Genomic DNA, 14962 nt, shown 5'->3' on the forward strand with positions numbered 1-14962 from the left:
TATCCTCAATTTGGAGCGGTGCGCTTGAGCATTCTCTTTGGTGTCATTATCACACTCGCCAGTCTGATCGGCGGCTTCACCGCGATGGGCGGGCATCTCAGCGTGATATGGCAGCCCTGGGAGTTCGTCATCATCATGGGGATGTCGCTGGGCACCTATGTCATTGCGAATCCCTGGAAAACCGTGGTCGACACCGGCCGTGCCACCGTGCAGGCATTGACGGTCGCGGTCCCGAAGCAACGCCATTACCTCGATCTGCTCGGGCTTCTGCATTCGCTGATGCGCGAGGTACGAAACAAGGGTCGCAACGAGGTGGAAGCTCATATCGACGATCCATCATCGTCAGAAATATTCACTGCCTTCCCGACCGTTCTCGCCAATGAGCCGCTTCTGCACTTCATCTGCGACTACTTCCGGCTGATCATCATGGGCAGCGCGCGGCCGCATGAGATCGAAGCGCTGATGGACGAGGAAATCGAAACCATCATTCGCAGCAAGATGAAGCCATATGGCTCGTTGATGATGGTCGCCGAAGGACTGCCGGCGCTCGGTATCGTGGCCGCGGTACTCGGCGTCATCAAGGCGATGGGCGCTCTCGATCAATCCCCTAAATTGCTCGGCGGCTTCATCGGCGCGGCTCTGGTCGGCACATTCGCCGGCATCTTCTTGTCCTACGGACTTGTCGCGCCGCTGGCCCACAAGATCAAGCTGGTGCGCGAGCAGCGCGCGCGGATGTATGTGATCGTCAAGCAGTCTCTGCTCGCCTTCATGAACGGGGCCCTGCCGCAGATCGCGATCGAACACGGCCGCAAGATGATCGGTCCTGGTGAACGCCCGTCGATCGATGTCGTCGAAAGCGAAACCATCTCCGGCGGGCCTGCAAAAGCGGCACCTGCTGAACCCTCGGCGAAAGCGGGAGCACGGGCCTGATGTCAGAAGTAAAGTCAGGCCGCGTAGATCAAGGATCAGATCAACTTCTAGGGGCTGCCGGAATCTCCGTCGAACGCATGCCGATGCTGCATGTGATTTTCGACCAGATGACGAATCTTTGCGCCGAAAGCCTGCGATCCATGTCGCCTTCGCAGTCGTATTTCTCGCTAAGCAGCGTGGGCAGTGATCGCCTCTCCGATATCCTCGATCGCTATGAGGGCGAAGCCATTGCCGCGGTCTTCTATGCGCAAGCATGGGACGCCCGTATCCTGATCGGGTTTGATCGCGATTTCGTCTATACGATGATCGAACTCCTGTTCGGTGCTGATGGTGCGGAGCCGCCGCTGGATATGCCGCGGGTATTCTCGAACGTGGAGCTGCACGTCGCGCAATCGCTGTTCGAGCGCTTCGGCAAGGCTTTGCAGGCGTCATTTGATCGCGCCTCGGACGTGACGTTCAACCTGGAACGCGTCGAGACGCGCATGGACTATCTTGCGATCGGCCGCCTCAACAACATGGCCGTGTGTGCGAAGATCCTGCTGCAGGGTCTCGATCGCGGCGGCGAGATGTTCATCGTCATTCCGCACGCAGCGCTCAATCCGATTCGGCAGGCGTTGTCGCAGATCGTATCCGGTGAGTCGGCATCCACCGATCCGAACTGGAGCCGTCAGTTGCACAGCGAGATCAAGCGGACCGAAGTCGTTCTGAAGGCGGTCCTCGAAGAGCGACAGTTTACCCTCGGCGAGGTCGCGAAATTTCACGTCGGCCAGGTGCTCAAGCTCAATGCCACGCCGGACACGATGGTTCGCCTCGAATGCAATGACCAACGCCTGTTCTGGTGTCAGCTCGGCCAGATGAACGGCGTCTATTCATTGCAGGTCAAGGAATCGGCCGACCAAAAACGGGAATTTATCGATGGTATCCTCGCTCGTTGACATCATCCTTTTTGCAGCCCTGCTCTTCACGAGCATCCGCGTCACCAAGATGCATCGTGAACTCGTCAAGTTGCGTGCGCATCAGGGGGAGTTCACTGCGGTGGTCGGCAAGACCAATGAGACGGTGGACGACATGGTATTGATGGTACGCGAGTTCAGTTCGGACGGACGGCAAATGGTTCAGGCGCTTGGCGACAAAATAGATGAGGCACGCAAGGCTATCGCGGAAATCGATACTCGCACTGCGGCACAAAATCCGGCTTAGGCCAAGATCTGAGTTTTCAAGAAGGCAGGGGATATGAAGCAACCATTCGATATCGATCCAGTAAGCGCAGCGACCGCTACAGCTAGCGACCCGCTCAAGGCTGACGGCGCGTCGTTCGGCAAACTGGCAGATCTCGCGGCTCGCGCTGCCGAGGAAACCAGCCGGCTGACAAATCTCGAGCCGATCCTGCGCATCCCGGTCACAGTGCAGGTGCTGCTTGGTTCAGCGACCATGCCGGTCGCCGATCTGATGAAGCTTGGCCGTGGCGCAGTGATCCCGCTCGATCACCGTGTGGGCGAACCTGTCGAAGTCGTCGTCAACGGACGCATCGTTGCACGCGGTGCAGTCGTGGTCGTGGAAGATGAGAATTCGCGTTTCGGTGTATCGCTGACGGAAATCGTCGGAGGAGCGGCCGGGGATCCGGACGCTTAAAGAGATTTTCCCATGGCCTTCAATGCACCTGCTAAGCGCGCCGGCACCAGCGTCAAACCGCTGGGTGGTACCGAGAAAGCGGCAGCTCTTCTGCTAGCCATGGGGCGTGAGCTCTCGGGCGGCCTGCTTCGGGAGTTCGATCCCGAAGAGATCAAACTGGTCACGCGCGCTGCGGCTGAGCTCAAGCCCATCTCGGGGCCTGAGCTCGAGGCAATCATCGAGGAATTCGCTCAGAATTTCTCGGAAGGTCCGAATATTTTCGGCACCGTCGGCGAGCTGGAGAAGCTGCTGAACGGCGTGCTGCCGCCGGACCAGATTACTGACATCATTTCCGAAGTTCTGGGCAACAAGACCAAGTCAGTTTGGGAGCGCATCTCTCTCGTCTCGGAAAGCCTGCTCGCCAACTATCTGCTCAAGGAGCATCCGCAAACCGCTGCACTCATTCTCTCGCGGGTGAAGCCGGCGTGTGCTGCCCGCGTGATGAGTCATCTTCCGCCGGATATCCGGCACGACCTGATGCGGCGCATGCTCAGCCTCAAGCCTGTTGTCGAGGATGCCATGGGCATTATCGAGAAAACGATGCACGAAGACTTCATGATCAATTTCGCTCGAAACCTGGCGTCCGACACCTATCCGCGCATGGCTGACATCATCAACAAGATGGAGCGGACGCAGATGGAGGAATCGCTGAAGAACCTCACCGAATCGCGACCGAAGTCCGCCGAAATTCTGAAGGGCATGCTGTTTACCTTCGACGATATCGTCAACCTCACGGCCAAGGCACGCATGCTGATCTTCGATCAGGTGCCGACCGACCGCGTGGTGATGGCGCTCAAGGGATCGGATACAACGTTCCGCGAGCTCATTCTGTCGTCGCTCGCCTCGCGGACCCGTCGTCTGGTGGACCACGAACTGGCAAACGGTATTCCTGCGAATCAGCGCGAGATCCTGGACGCGCGGCGCGCCATTACCGACCTTGCGCTCGATATGGCTGGACGCGGCGAAATCGAACTCAATCCCGATCAAGAAGATCAGCCAGTATTCACCTGAAGATAGAGCATTGTGTCTGACGAACCCGATAAGGACAGTAAAACCGAAGAGGCGACAGAGAAGAAGGTTCGTGATTCCGTAGAGAAGGGCCAAATCCCGGTCTCGCGCGAAGCGCCGATTTTCGCCTCTATGCTCGCGCTATTGATTATTCAGAGCTTTCTAACCACCGACAACGTGAGAAAGCTGACAATCACTTTAGCCCGATTGATCGACGATCCGTCGGGCATCCGCATCCGTAATGGAACGGATGCTATCGAGTTGCTCTCCGCGGTCGGTATGAGTGCGGCGGGACTGGTTATTCCGATTGTTATTGTCCTGATGCTGGCGGGGCTGGCGTCATCGTTCCTGCAGAACGCACCGCGAATTGTGTTCGATCGCATCCAGCCGGAAGCCTCGCGCATCTCAATAGCGAAAGGTTGGGGCAGAATCTTCGGTGCGCAGGGACGTGTGGAATTCGGAAAGTCGGTCTTCAAGTTCGCCGCTATCAGTCTGGTCGTGATGATCGTCCTGCGGGCTGAGGAGGCCGTGGCCGTGAATGCATTGTTTAGCGATCCGGCGGCCGTTCCGGAATTGGTGTTGACTACCGCAATGCGGCTCGTCTCCGCCATCAGCATTGCGACCATCGTCCTGGTATCGCTCGATCTCGTCTGGGCACGCTTCCATTGGCGCCGCGAACTGCGCATGACGAAGCAGGAGATCAAGGACGAGTTCAAGCAGGCCGAAGGCGATCCGATCGTCAAATCGCGGTTGCGTTCGTTGGCGCGCGATCGCGCCCGCAAGTCGATGCTGGCGGCCGTGCCGCGCGCCACGCTGGTGATCGCGAATCCCACGCATTACGCGATTGCGCTGAAGTACAAGCAGGGCGAAGACGCTGCGCCGACGGTGCTTGCAAAGGGGCAGGACCTGATCGCGCTGAAGATCAGGGAAATCGCCGAGAAGAATGGTGTTCCGGTGGTGGAAGACAAGATGCTGGCGCGCTCGATGTACGATGTCGCATACATCGACAAGATGATTCCGTCGGAGTTCTTCCGCCCTGTCGCAGAAATCATCTACTTCCTGCATTCGCGAAAGCAGAAGACGAACGTATAGGCGCTCGGCGCATGTCGTGATGCGCATCTCCAGCCTCGGACAAGTTTCCATTTGTAAACCATGATGAAGGAATCATGTTTGCCTGGGGGATAAGTGGGACCCGTCTATCTCTTCGACGTCGCCTCATCGCATGAGCGATGGCTGTCGCTGCGGCAGTCCGCAATCTCGGCGAATGTCGCCAACGCGAACACGCCGGGCTATCGCGCGCAGGATATCGAGCCGTTCAACAAGATCATTGAATCGAAGGTCGTGCCCGTGACGGTGACGTCACCGGCGCACATCACGACCGGTTCTTCAGTTGAAGCCCAGGGCATGCGCAAGGAGAAGAGCTGGGAAACCGTGCACTCCGGCAACTCTGTCAGCCTCGAGCAGGAAATGCTGAAGGCCGGCGATATCAATCGCGACTACTCACTGAATACGGCGATCGTCAAATCGTTTCATCGCATGTTCATGACAAGCATGAAGACCTGAGGGAGATGACGATGATTGATCCGTTGCAAGCATCTGTTCAGATCGCAAGTTCCGGCCTCGAAGCGCAGTCGACCCGCTTGCGGGTCGTGTCGGAGAACCTTGCTAACGCCAATTCGACGGGCCGCACGCCAGGCTCGGATCCGTATCGCCGCAAGACCACGACCTTCACGGCCGAGATGGACCGTGCCGCCGGCGTGCGCATGGTCAAGGTGAAGGATGTCGGAACCGATCAGGCGCCGTTCCGTGTGGACTATGAACCAGGCCATCCGGCTGCCGATTCAACCGGCTATGTAAAGCTGCCCAATGTGAACTCGTTGATTGAAATGGGCGACATGCGGGAAACCAACCGGTCCTTCGAGGCCAACCTACAGGTCATCAAACAGGTGAGATCCATGGTGTCGATGACCATCGATCTCTTGAGGAGCTAACCATGCTTGAAGCGGTATCCTCAGTCATCAGCAGTGCTGGTGAGCTCGCCAAAACCAGCGAAGTCATCAATTCCGCGACACCCGCGGTGCAGCCCGGTGCGGCCACCGTCGGTTTCAACAACGTCCTCGAACAGGTGGCAGCCGATGCCATCGGTTCGATCAAGGCCGGCGAAGCCGCGTCAATCCAGTCCATTCACGGCAAGCTCTCGGCACAGAAGGTGGTCGAGGCGGTCATGTCTGCCGAACGGTCATTGCAGATGGCTGTCGCCGTCCGCGACAAGGTCGTTCAGGCGTATCAAGAAGTCAGCCGAATGGCGATTTGAGGTTTAATCATGAGAGCTCTGGCCATTGCTGCCACCGGTATGGGCGCGCAGCAGCTTAATGTCGAAGTGATCGCGAATAATATCGCGAATATCAACACGACCTCGTACAAGCGATCCCGCGCGGAATTCACCGATCTGTTCTATCAGATCGACCGTGCGCAGGGTGTGCCCAATCGAAGCGGTGAGGGCGCGGTACCGGAAGGCGCCAAGCTCGGTCTCGGCGTGCGTTCGGCTGCCGTGCGCAAGCTGCATCTGCAGGGCGCAATGGCGCAGACTGGCAACACTTATGACATGGCCATCAATGGCCGCGGCTGGTTCCAGATTGCCGGTCCCAATGGTGAGACACTCTACACACGTGCCGGTGCATTCAACTTGAATGAAAACCGCCAGCTCGTGACGCCGGACGGCTATCTGGTGACGCCTGCGATCATCGTCCCGCAGAATGCTGTGGATGTCACTGTCAACGAGTCCGGTCAGGTCTTTGCGAAGGTCGACGGGACCGTTGCGCCAGTTCAGCTCGGGCAACTCTCGCTCGCGAACTTCTCAAATGAAGCTGGTTTGGACCCACTCGGCGGAAATCTCTATCGCGAGACGGTTTCATCCGGCGTGCCCGTTGTTGGCTTCGCAGGTGATATTGGCTACGGCAAGCTGCATCAACACTATCTTGAGAGTTCGAACGTCGATCCGGTGAAGGAAATCACCGAGCTGATCTCGGCGCAGCGTTCCTATGAAATGAATTCAAAAGTCATCCAGGCGGCTGACGAGATGGCCTCAACCATCTCGAAGGGTATGCGGTAAATCCACAGAACGGGATCTCGGCCTGATGCGCGCAGTCACCATTGTCACCCGCTGGGTCGCGAGCTTCGTGCTCGCGGCCGGCATCGCAGGCGTCGCGGATGCGGCGGAAGAGGCCGTTCGCTATCCCGTGCCAGCCACCGCGATCTATCCTGGTGACGTCATCAGAGATGAAATGATCATGGATCGCAACTTTGCGCCCAATATTCAGGGTGCAAGTGCCTTTATCAACGACCGTGCGTCGCTCGTTGGCCGCATCGCGCGTCGCACTCTGTTGGCAGGGCACCTGATTCCGATCAACGGGCTCGAGGATCTCAAGGCCGTCACCCGCGGCGCTGTGGTGAAGGTGCTCGTCGAGGATGACGGGCTCATTATCGTCACCTATGCAACGTCCCTGCAGTCGGGCAGCGCTGGCATGATGGTGCAGCTTCGCAACCTCGATACCGGGGTCACCATTCGGGGCATCGTCCAGCAAGACGGATCAGTGCGGATTCAAAACGGATGATGCTGCGTCTCCTTTGCGGTCTCCTGCTTTCGCTTTCGTTTTCGACAGCAGATGCCGCTGTGCGCGTGAAAGACATCGCCAATCTCAAGGGCGTGCGCGAGAATCAGATTCTCGGCTATGGCCTAGTGATCGGCCTCAAGGGCACCGGTGACACGTTGCGCAACGCGCCGTTCACCGAACAGTCGTTGCAATCGATGCTCGACAATATGGGCATCAATATCCGTGGCACTTCGTTGCGTACGCGCAACGTGGCAGCGGTCGTCGTAACGGCCGATCTGCCGCCGTTCGTCGCAGGTGGTTCGCGAATCGACGTCGCGATCTCGTCGCTGGGCGACGCATCATCCCTGCTTGGCGGAACGTTGGTGATGACGCAGTTACGCGGCGCCGACGGTGAAACCTATGCTGTCGCGCAAGGCGCTATCGCCGTAGGCGGTTACAACGTCGAAGGCGCTGCACAAACGCTCAGCCAGGGTGTGGCCACGGCTGGCCGCATCCCAAATGGCGCGCTGATCGAACGTGAGGTCAAGGGGCGTTTCAGCGAGATGGAATCGCTCATTCTTGAGCTAAAGAATCCGGATTTCGTCACCGCAACGCGCATCATGGATGCGATCAATGCGCATGGCAGTGGCCGTTACCAAAAGGCCGTAGCCTTCGAACGCGATTATCGTACTATCGTACTGTCCCGGCCGCGTGGCACCTCGCCGGTGCGTTTTATCGCCGAGATCGAGGAACTGCTGGTCGAGCCGGATACGCCGGCGCGGGTCGTGGTCGACGAACGTACGGGAACAGTGGTCATCGGCCGGAATGTACAGATTTCGACGGTGGCGGTGACCCATGGCAATCTGTCCGTGAGAATCACCGAGGCGCCGATCGTATCGCAGCCGTCACCGTTTGCGCGGCGCGGTGAGACCGTGGTGGTGCCGCAGACCTTCATCGAAGCGAATGAGCCCGGCGCCAAAATCGCCATTCTGCGCGGGGCAGATTTGCAGCGCCTGGTGCGTGGTCTCAATCAGATCGGGCTGAAGCCGCAGGGGATCATCGCGATCTTACAGGCGATCAAGGCGGCCGGTGCGCTTCAGGCGGAACTCGTCATCCAGTAAGGCGCGGGTCAGCGTCACGCAAGCCAAAGCGTGCAACGCTCGCTCAGCTGAATCACGAGAACACGAATGGCGCGCGTCGCAAATCGATCGATCAAATTCCTCATGCTGGTCGGTATGGTGCTGTCCACACAGGCATCGGCCGAACCCGAGCAGAAGCTCTCAAAGCCGCTGAACCTCGGTGAATTTGCAAAGACGCCGCAAGTCGCGCGCCCCCGTCCAGCTGCAAACAAGCAGGACCCGGTGGTGCGTCCGCCTGCCGATTCGGCGCTGATCACGGGCGCAATCGACAAAAAGGATAGCGCAGCCGCGAACTCCCAGGAATCCGACGTCGCGCGCTTTTGCAGCAACATCGCAGATCAGGCGCTCGATGCCCGTGTGGCGTGGCAGCAGAAAGAGCTGGAAGCGACGGAATCCAAGCTGAAGCTGCGCATTGCGGAACTTGAGGCCAAGCGTGCCGAATATGAGGAATGGCTGAAGTTGCGCGAAGAATTCCTCAAAAAGGCAGAAGATAACGTCGTCGAAATCTACTCGCGCATGAATCCGGAAGCCGCGGCGCAGCAGATTGCCAGCATGGCTGATGACACGGCAGCTGCTGTTCTCGCCAAGCTGCGCGTTCGCGTGGCCAGCGCGATCCTCAATGAAATGGAGCCGGCACGTGGCGCACACCTCGCCGACACGCTTGCCGGGATGCGTCGCACCGACGACGGGAAAGCCAAGAAATGATGTGGTTAAGAGTGATTCTGATTCCGGTCGCACTGTCGTGCCTGACCGGTTGCGCCAGCAATCTCGCCGAGGTTGGCCAGGCACCCTACATGTCGCCGATTGGCAACGGCATGCAGGTCGATGCGCGCGCAATCCCGATCGAGAGGCGTGCCTATCGTAGCGCAGGCCCTCACTCGATCTGGAATGACCGCAAGGACCTCTACCGCGATTCGCGGGCTACGCGGGTCGGCGATCTTCTGACCGTGAATATTCTGATGAACGACAAGGCGATCCTCGACAACAAGACGGATCGGTCGCGTGACTCGCAGATCAAGGTTGAGTCCGACTATTCGGCCAATATTGCCAAATGGCTCTCGGCGGGAAATTTCGACACCAACGTCAAGTCCCAGTCGTCGAACAAGGGCGCTGGCAAGATTGACCGGAACGAAGAAGTACGTTTCTCGGTGGCTGCAGTCGTTGTCGACGTACTCCCGAACGGCAATCTCCTGGTTAGCGGTTCGCAGGAGATGCGCGTCAATTACGAAATGCGCATCGTCAACGTCGGCGGTATCGTGCGCCCGATCGATATCAGCCGCAACAACACGATCGCCTATGAGAAGATCGCCGAAGCCCGCATTTCGTATGGCGGGCGCGGCCGGTCTATGGAAGTGCAGCAGCCGAACTGGGGCCAGCAGGTCTACGACCAGGTCGCGCCATTCTGATGGGGATCGCTCATGGCCGATGACACCGCGAATGAAGGCCAGCGCTCCGGGTTCATGCAGTGGTTTGGCGCCCTGCTGCTCGTCACGGCGCTCTCCGTCGGGGCTGGTGCGCTGGCAAGCCTGCATTTGATGTCGACGTTCCAACGCATCAGTGAAAGCCAGAAGGAAGTCCCGGAGAAGCCGATCTCCTCGGCCTTCAATCCCAATGATCGTCTGCGCAAGATCACACCGGTCGTGACCAATCTGGCGGCGCCGCCAAATGCCTGGATCCGCATGGAGGCGTCGATCGTGACCGACAAGTTGACCGAGGAGGAGGCGAGTATCGTGGTCGCCCGCATCGGCGAGGATGTTGCAGCCTATCTGCGCACGCTCACACCCGCGCAGATCGAGGGTGCCCGCGGCCTGCAATATTTGCGCGAAGACCTGAATGAGCGCGCGCTGACGCGTTCGAGCGGCAGGGTCCGAGAGTTGATCATCGAGACGCTGGTGGTGCAATGAAGCGTATCATTCCGATCCTGCTCCTGGTGCTTCTGCCGACGGCTGCCATGGCGCAGGTTCCGGATCTGTCGACCTTGCTTCCGCAGGGCGAGGGTAGTGCCAGCGGCCGAATCATCCAGATGGTCGCGTTGCTGACGGTGCTGTCACTGGCGCCGGGCTTGCTCATCATGGTGACGAGCTTCACGCGCTTCGTCGTCGCACTCTCATTCCTGCGCACAGGGCTTGGCCTGCAGACCACGCCGGCCAATATCGTGATGATCAGCCTTGCGCTGTTCCTCACATTTTATGTGATGGCGCCGACCTTCGATCGCGCGTGGGCGAACGGCCTTCAGCCCCTGATGAAGAATGAGATCACGGAGCAGGAAGCCTATTCGCGAGTCACAGATCCGTTTCGGGATTTCATGTTGCAGCACGTGCGTGAAAAGGATCTGCAGACCTTCGAGAACCTCGCGGCCGAGAGTATGAAGGTCAAACTCGACGGCCAGCGGGTCGATCTGCGAATCATCATTCCGGCTTTCATGGTGTCTGAGCTTCGCCGCGCATTCGAGATTGGTTTTCTTGTCGTCATGCCATTCCTGGTGATCGACATGATCGTTGCAACGCTGACCATGTCGATGGGCATGATGATGATGCCGCCCACGGTGTTCGCGCTACCGTTCAAGGTACTATTCTTCGTACTGATCGACGGCTGGAATTTGCTCGCAGTTGGCCTTGTGAAATCGTTTCTCTAGATCATTTGATTCATCACAAGGTAAGTGACGAATCAAATGATCGCTGTTAACTATACGAGCCGCCGCTCCCTTCAGCTTTGGGTAAGGTTTGGCGGCTAGCTTGCAATTCACGACAGGTTGGGTCGATCAGATATCGACATTCCAAAGGCATGATGCCGCCCTCTCGTACCGGTGAAAGTCCGGTATGTCCCCAGCAAATCAATCAAATTAAAGGGACATACGATGTCTAGCTTGATGACCAACTCCCAGGCAATGACCGCGCTGCAGACCCTGCGCTCGGTCGATGCCAACCTCTCCACCACGATGAACCGTATTTCGACCGGCTATCGCGTAGCGACCGCGTCGGACAACGCCGCTTACTGGTCGATCGCTACCACGATGCGTTCGGACGTTCAGGCTCTGGGCGCCGTGCAGGACGCTCTCGGTCTCGGCGCTGCGACCATCGACACGATGTATACTGGCCTCGAAGGCACGGTCGACGTCGTCTCGTCGATCAAGGAAAAACTGGTTGCTGCTCGTACCCCAGGTGTCGACCGCGCCAAGATCCAGAGCGAAATCACCGAACTTCAGAAGCAGCTGAAGAATACTGCCGACTCGGCCGTGTTCAATGGTGAAAACTGGATCTCGGTCGACTCACAGGACCCCACCTACAACTCGACGAAGTCGGTCGTGTCGTCCTTCTCCCGCGCCGGCGGTGTCGTTTCGGTGGACACGCTCACCATCGACCTCGACGCCATCAAGCTCTACGATACGACGCTCGACGCCGCCTACATCACGGCTCACGCTGCCGCCACGACGACGACCCTCGTTTTCGATCCGGCCACCGTCGGTGCGGCTGGTCCGCCCGCCACGACCACGGGCACGATTGCTTTCGCCGTCACGCCACTTGGTGGAACTGCCACGACGACCACGATCAACGTGTCGCAGAGCTCCACGGTTCAGGACATCGCCAAGGCACTTAACGGTCTGGGCATTCAGGGCCTTACTGTTGGTGTCAATGCCGATGGCAAGACGCTCGAGATCAAGAACGCCAGCACGACCGCGATCGCTACCACCAGCACCAATGGTGGCGCGACCGGCGGTACCGTTGCGTTGCAGCCAGCGGCTACCGCCAACGTGGCGACCCAAAAAGGCGTTCTCGACCAGACCTACGACGTCTACAAGAATGGTGGCTGGACCACCTTCAGCGTAGCTAATCTGGACATCTCGAAGTTCACCGATAGCGCCTCCGATCTGACTGCGCTCGAGACCTACATCTCGGGTACAGACAAAGCGCTGAGCAAGATCACCGATGCCGCCACCAACCTCGGCGCCATCAAGAACCGCATCGGTCTGCAGCAGGACTTCGTCAAGACCCTGACTGACTCGCTCGATCGCGGTATCGGCCAGCTCGTCGACGCAGACATGAACGCCGAATCGACCCGCCTCCAGGCTTTGCAGACGCAGCAGCAGCTGGGCATTCAGGCGCTGTCGATCGCCAATGCCGGCAGCCAGAGCATCCTGTCGCTGTTCCGCGGCTAATCGCTCTCACATCGTGAATGGGAATGGCCGCGACCGTCATAGGTCGCGGCCATTTCGCTTTCCAGCTCTCCGTAACCCTCGGACAAGCTTCACAATCGATGATCGATTCGGAAGTGGGCAGGGGTATTTATGGTCAATCGCGAGCACGCGCAGAAGCTCTGGAACAATCTGCTTGAGCTGGGTACGAAGCGTCTCATTCTGCTCGCGGTGGTTGGCCTCGCTGTGTTTGGCGGTGTTGGCGGCGGCGCGTACTACATAAGCCGGCCGGAATACAATGTTCTCTATTCGGGTCTTAGCCGCGAGGACGTGACGCGTGTCAGCTCGGTGCTGCGCGACGCGAATATCGCTTTCGATCTGAATACGGCGGGCGATACCGTCTATGTTCGTCCCGGACAGACCGCCCAGGCTCGTACACTACTCGCCGACAAGGGCCTGCCTAGCACCACCGGCGGCGGTTATGAGCTGTTCGACAAGATCGGCTCGCTCGGCCTGACCTCGTTCATGCAGGAAATCACGCGCGTGCGTGCGCTCGAGGGCGAGATTGCGCGAACGATCCAGGTTCTCAAAGGCGTCAAGGCAGCCCGCGTTCATATCGTGATGCCTGCGCGTGGTTCATTCCGGCGTGAGCAGTCGCCGCCATCGGCTTCGGTCGTACTGCGAACGGATGGCCCGGCGGATGCACGCACGGCGCGTTCGGTGCGCCATCTCGTAGCTGCGGCCGTGCCGGGAATGACCGCGGACAAGGTCACCGTGCTCGACAGTGACGGTTCGCTGCTTTCGGACGATGACGGCAGCGGCAGCGTCGGGGCAACGCCGACCACGATGGCCAATTTGCAGAAGGTCGTCAGCCGCTCGATCCAGGAGAATGTGAGCCGGGCACTGACACCCTATCTGGGGCTCGATAACTTCGAGGTCAGCGTTGCGACCCAGCTGTCGACCGATAAGAAACAGACCAACGAGACGGTCTACGATCCAGATTCGCGGGTGCAGCGCTCTGTGCGCGCTGTACGAGAGAAGGAAACATCGCAGAGCCTCGATCGACAGCAGCCGACAACCGTTCAGCAGAACCTGCCAGATCAGCAGGTCAATGCGACCGGTGCCAAGAATCAGAATGACGAGAAGCAGCGCCGCGAAGACATCACCAATTACGAAGTGTCGTCGAAGACGGTGACGACTACGAGCGATGGTTTCGTAGTGAACAAGATGTTCCTCGCCGTTCTGGTCAACCGGCCGCGTCTCATCGCGAGCCTCGGCGACAAGGTGAGCGATGCTGCGATCGAAGCCAAGGTCGCGGAGATCTCGCAGATTGCTGCGACCGCAGCTGGCATCGATCGCCCGCGTGGCGACCAGATTCAGGTTTCGGCAGTCGAATTCATGGAAGGTGCGCGCGATCTCACGCCGGTGCCGTCGATCACCTTCACAGAAGTGATGATGCGTCAGGCGGGCAGTCTCGTGAGTGCCATCACCATCCTGGCCGTGGCCGGCATGCTGATCTGGTTCGGTCTGCGCCCAGCGATCAATACGATCCTGGCCAGTGCGAAGACGGACGAGACAACGCAGTTCCAGGCGGAGACGAATGCGCTTCTCGGTGGCGGCAGCACGATGGCGACCGCGGCTCTGACAGGAGGCGAGGCTCCGCCCAATCTTATCCAGGATGTCTCGAGCAGTATGCAGAATACGCCGCAGAGGCGGTTGGAACAGATCATCCAGCTCGATGAGAAGCAGGCGGCGGCGATTCTGAAACAATGGATCAGACAAGAGGAAGCGGTATGAGCGCAGAGCAAGTCGCACGTCTGATCGCCGATTTCGATCGACCGGAGCCGCCAAAAACACGTAGCCGCGTCGTTCCGTTCGACCATCTGCATCACTCCAGCGTGCAGTCGCAGCATCAGCCACTTCTGCAGAAGGCAAAGCAGCAGCCGTCGTTTCAACCCCAGCCGCAGATGCAGCCAAAGCCGCCTGTCGTGCAGGAGGATGATGGCTATGAGCGTGGTCGCGCCGAAGGCTATGCGAGCGCACTCGCCGAGTTCGAACGGCGCATGGAGCAGGAGAAGCAGGCACTTGCAGCGCAGGCCGCCGAAGAACGGCAGCAACTGCTCAACGAGACTGCGGCCAAGCTCGCCGGCGATATCGCCGAAATGGGCGACCAGTTGCAGGGAAGGATCGCCGGCGTAGTCGCTCGACTCCTCGAGCCGCTCATCAGTAACGCCGTGCAGAAACAGGCAGTTACGTCATTCATCGAGCATCTGTCGTCGATTACAACCGATAGCCGCCGCCCGGTTCTGCGTATCACAGGCCCATCGGAGCTGCTCGAACTGATCCGCAGCAAGCTCGGCGTCCGCGCCATCGCATCGGAATTGCGTGCCGGCCCCGAAGCGGAAGCGTCTATTGTCGTTGATCAGATCGTGCTCGAGACTCAGCTCAAGGTCTGGACCGAACGACTGAAGATGGCGGTCCAGAGCTGA

The 14962-nt window shown here is 59.0% G+C and carries 19 protein-coding genes; all 19 read left to right on the top strand.

Features of this window, described 5'->3' with window-relative positions:
- Positions 1-24: 24 nt before the first annotated feature.
- The 19 genes from motA to AB8A38_RS20700 all read left to right on the top strand — a co-directional run bounded on the left by motA (position 25) and on the right by AB8A38_RS20700 (position 14962).
- Positions 25-930, top strand: coding sequence for a flagellar motor stator protein MotA (gene motA, locus AB8A38_RS20610; RefSeq protein ID WP_374725590.1), 906 nt, complete (start codon positions 25-27; stop codon positions 928-930).
- Positions 930-1865, top strand: a complete 936-nt coding sequence (locus tag AB8A38_RS20615; RefSeq protein WP_068729903.1) for a FliM/FliN family flagellar motor switch protein — start codon at positions 930-932, stop codon at positions 1863-1865. The genes motA and AB8A38_RS20615 overlap by 1 nt, the downstream gene beginning before the upstream one ends.
- Positions 1846-2130: a hypothetical protein gene (locus tag AB8A38_RS20620; RefSeq protein WP_093757678.1), complete on the top strand. Its 285-nt coding sequence runs from the start codon at positions 1846-1848 to the stop codon at positions 2128-2130. The genes AB8A38_RS20615 and AB8A38_RS20620 overlap by 20 nt, the downstream gene beginning before the upstream one ends.
- Positions 2131-2163: 33 nt before the next feature.
- Positions 2164-2562, top strand: a complete 399-nt coding sequence (fliN, locus tag AB8A38_RS20625) for a flagellar motor switch protein FliN (RefSeq protein ID WP_175369216.1) — start codon at positions 2164-2166, stop codon at positions 2560-2562.
- 12 nt (positions 2563-2574) lie between these two features.
- Entirely contained in the window at positions 2575-3612 is a 1038-nt protein-coding gene (locus tag AB8A38_RS20630) for a flagellar motor switch protein FliG (protein WP_315839768.1), read from the top strand.
- 12 nt (positions 3613-3624) lie between these two features.
- Complete coding sequence (flhB, locus tag AB8A38_RS20635; protein WP_315839767.1) at positions 3625-4701, top strand: flagellar biosynthesis protein FlhB; 1077 nt, start codon at positions 3625-3627, stop codon at positions 4699-4701.
- A 93-nt stretch (positions 4702-4794) separates the two neighbouring features.
- Positions 4795-5172 carry a flagellar basal body rod protein FlgB gene (gene flgB / locus AB8A38_RS20640; RefSeq protein ID WP_092141368.1) on the top strand — a complete coding sequence of 126 codons (378 nt, stop codon included), beginning with the start codon at positions 4795-4797 and terminating at the stop codon, positions 5170-5172.
- Positions 5173-5183: 11 nt separating this feature from the next.
- The gene (gene flgC, locus AB8A38_RS20645; RefSeq protein ID WP_315839766.1) at positions 5184-5600 is read left to right on the top strand and encodes a flagellar basal body rod protein FlgC; all 417 of its coding nucleotides are present in this window, start codon (positions 5184-5186) and stop codon (positions 5598-5600) included.
- A gap of 2 nt (positions 5601-5602) precedes the next feature.
- Positions 5603-5923 (top strand): flagellar hook-basal body complex protein FliE, encoded by a 321-nt coding sequence (locus AB8A38_RS20650; protein ID WP_068729891.1) that lies wholly within the window; start codon positions 5603-5605, stop codon positions 5921-5923.
- A 9-nt stretch (positions 5924-5932) separates the two neighbouring features.
- On the top strand, positions 5933-6721 hold the full coding sequence (gene flgG, locus AB8A38_RS20655) for a flagellar basal-body rod protein FlgG (protein ID WP_089263432.1): 789 nt from the start codon (positions 5933-5935) through the stop codon (positions 6719-6721).
- A gap of 25 nt (positions 6722-6746) precedes the next feature.
- Entirely contained in the window at positions 6747-7223 is a 477-nt protein-coding gene (gene flgA / locus AB8A38_RS20660; RefSeq protein WP_315839765.1) for a flagellar basal body P-ring formation chaperone FlgA, read from the top strand.
- Positions 7223-8323, top strand: coding sequence for a flagellar basal body P-ring protein FlgI (gene flgI / locus AB8A38_RS20665; protein ID WP_315844276.1), 1101 nt, complete (start codon positions 7223-7225; stop codon positions 8321-8323). Before flgA ends, flgI begins: the two co-directional genes overlap by 1 nt.
- A gap of 66 nt (positions 8324-8389) precedes the next feature.
- Entirely contained in the window at positions 8390-9046 is a 657-nt protein-coding gene (locus AB8A38_RS20670) for a MotE family protein (RefSeq protein WP_244558224.1), read from the top strand.
- Complete coding sequence (gene flgH, locus AB8A38_RS20675; protein ID WP_410001750.1) at positions 9043-9747, top strand: flagellar basal body L-ring protein FlgH; 705 nt, start codon at positions 9043-9045, stop codon at positions 9745-9747. The genes AB8A38_RS20670 and flgH overlap by 4 nt, the downstream gene beginning before the upstream one ends.
- A 12-nt stretch (positions 9748-9759) precedes the next feature.
- Entirely contained in the window at positions 9760-10245 is a 486-nt protein-coding gene (locus AB8A38_RS20680; protein ID WP_439087235.1) for a flagellar basal body-associated FliL family protein, read from the top strand.
- Positions 10242-10976 (top strand): flagellar type III secretion system pore protein FliP, encoded by a 735-nt coding sequence (gene fliP, locus AB8A38_RS20685; protein WP_439087236.1) that lies wholly within the window; start codon positions 10242-10244, stop codon positions 10974-10976. The genes AB8A38_RS20680 and fliP overlap by 4 nt, the downstream gene beginning before the upstream one ends.
- A gap of 222 nt (positions 10977-11198) precedes the next feature.
- Positions 11199-12497 (top strand): flagellin N-terminal helical domain-containing protein, encoded by a 1299-nt coding sequence (locus AB8A38_RS20690; RefSeq protein ID WP_315839762.1) that lies wholly within the window; start codon positions 11199-11201, stop codon positions 12495-12497.
- A gap of 129 nt (positions 12498-12626) precedes the next feature.
- Positions 12627-14270: a flagellar basal-body MS-ring/collar protein FliF gene (gene fliF, locus AB8A38_RS20695; protein ID WP_439087237.1), complete on the top strand. Its 1644-nt coding sequence runs from the start codon at positions 12627-12629 to the stop codon at positions 14268-14270.
- A complete protein-coding gene (locus AB8A38_RS20700; RefSeq protein WP_439087238.1) occupies positions 14267-14962 on the top strand; it encodes a hypothetical protein in 696 nt (231 codons plus the stop codon). The genes fliF and AB8A38_RS20700 overlap by 4 nt, the downstream gene beginning before the upstream one ends.

It is taken from the genome of Tardiphaga sp. 839_C3_N1_4 (assembly GCF_051811045.1).
Lineage (GTDB): Bacteria > Pseudomonadota > Alphaproteobacteria > Rhizobiales > Xanthobacteraceae > Tardiphaga.